General features: G+C 33.8%; 1 protein-coding gene. It reads right to left on the bottom strand.

Annotated elements, in window-relative coordinates:
- Positions 1–362: 362 nt before the first annotated feature.
- Positions 363–1,244 carry an acetyl-CoA carboxylase, carboxyltransferase subunit beta gene (gene accD / locus HLA95_RS30275; protein WP_502266666.1) on the bottom strand — a complete coding sequence of 294 codons (882 nt, stop codon included), beginning with the start codon at positions 1,242–1,244 and terminating at the stop codon, positions 363–365.
- Between the last annotated feature and the right edge of the window lie 379 nt (positions 1,245–1,623).

Genomic DNA, 1,623 nt, shown 5'->3' with positions numbered 1-1,623 from the left:
GATTATTAGAAAAAATGGGGATTCTCAGGAGATATAGAAAGATGCAAGACTCTATATCTATATTTGAATTGTATTATATATACATACGTAAGAAGGGAATATGAAATTCGTTTTAGTTGCCTTGCCTAATTTCGCGAAAGGAAAAATTAGCTCTTTTATCTTGTTGATAGAGGCTTGATGATTACTAATCAGGAATATGGGTAAAAAAAAGATCTCGAGAAAAAAACATTTTTCGCAACTTTTGATTCTTTCTATAATTAGATCTTATGTCACCAAAGAAAACTCCATTCTTCGGATTTTGACTTTGATTCCGATAAACTAACTACTTGTTTACCACAAATAAAATAATTGAACTTAAAGCTCTACTTGATTGAATTTTTATTCAAAGGAAAGAAAGCGTGAAGCTGAAATAACTCACTCAAAACGCCTTTTAAAGGATTACGTGGTACGATTGGATCGAATAAGCCCTTATGGAATAAATATTCAGCTGCTTGTGAACCTTCAGGTACTGTCTTATTCAATGTTTGTTCAATTACTCTTTTACCCGCAAATGCAATGTAAGCATTGGGTTCGGCAATAATGATATCCCCCAACATACCAAAACTCGCTGTCACCCCACCAGTAGTAGGAGATGTAAGGATTGATACATAGAATAACTTTTTATTTGATTGATAATCATATAAAGCGGAAGATATTTTAGCCATTTGCATCAAGCTCAAACTTCCTTCTTGCATGCGTGCTCCTCCGGAAGCACACACTAGAATAAGAGGTAGAAATTTATTGGTAGCATATTCGATCAAACGGGTGATTTTCTCGCCTACTACAGATCCCATACTACCCCCCATAAACTGAAAATCCATAACCCCAATTGCTATGGGAATACCGTTTAGTTGACCTGTGCCTGTTTGAACAGCCTCAGTTAATCCTGTCTTTCTTTGATAAGAATCAATACGATCTTTATAAGGTTCCTCCTCCGAATGAAATTCAATGGGATCCAGAGAGACCATGTCTTCATCCAGAGGATCCCAAGTACCTGGATCAATCGAAAGTTCGATTCTATCTGAACTACTCATTTTCAAATGATATCCACATTGTTCACAAATATTCATTTTTGACTTAAAAAATTTCTTATAATTTAACCCATAACAATTTTCGCATTGAACCCACAAATGCCTGTATTTTTGAGTTACATCGAGATCATTAGAACTTTTAGTTAAATCACTACTATTCGTGCTAGTTCTTATACTGGAATTCTCGCTTTCACTACTATTTCCACTTTCACCACAAATGTAACTAGAAATGTAACTGTCACTGTAATTGTCACTACTACTTAAAATGTAACTATCAATACGGATTTGAGAACGAAGATAACTGTCAATACAACTATTAATGTGATTATTCCAACTATATTTAGTGTCATACATGTAACGATCATAGTAGGGATCGTCACTCTTAGATCCATTAGTCAGATAACTAGAATTCCGATAACTATAAAAAGAACTTTCTACGTCACTCAGAAAAGAATGATCATTGTCAATCTCAAAAATCTGATTTTCAATATTAAAATATATGGAATAACTGTCACCATTACTATCTCTAACTAAAAAAGTGTCATCATAGATG

It is taken from the genome of Geminicoccus harenae (assembly GCF_019800005.1).
In the GTDB taxonomy this organism is placed as follows: domain Bacteria; phylum Pseudomonadota; class Alphaproteobacteria; order Geminicoccales; family Geminicoccaceae; genus Geminicoccus; species Geminicoccus harenae.
The sequence above is the reverse complement of the archived record's forward strand: the minus strand, read 5'-3'. Positions and strand labels throughout refer to the sequence as shown.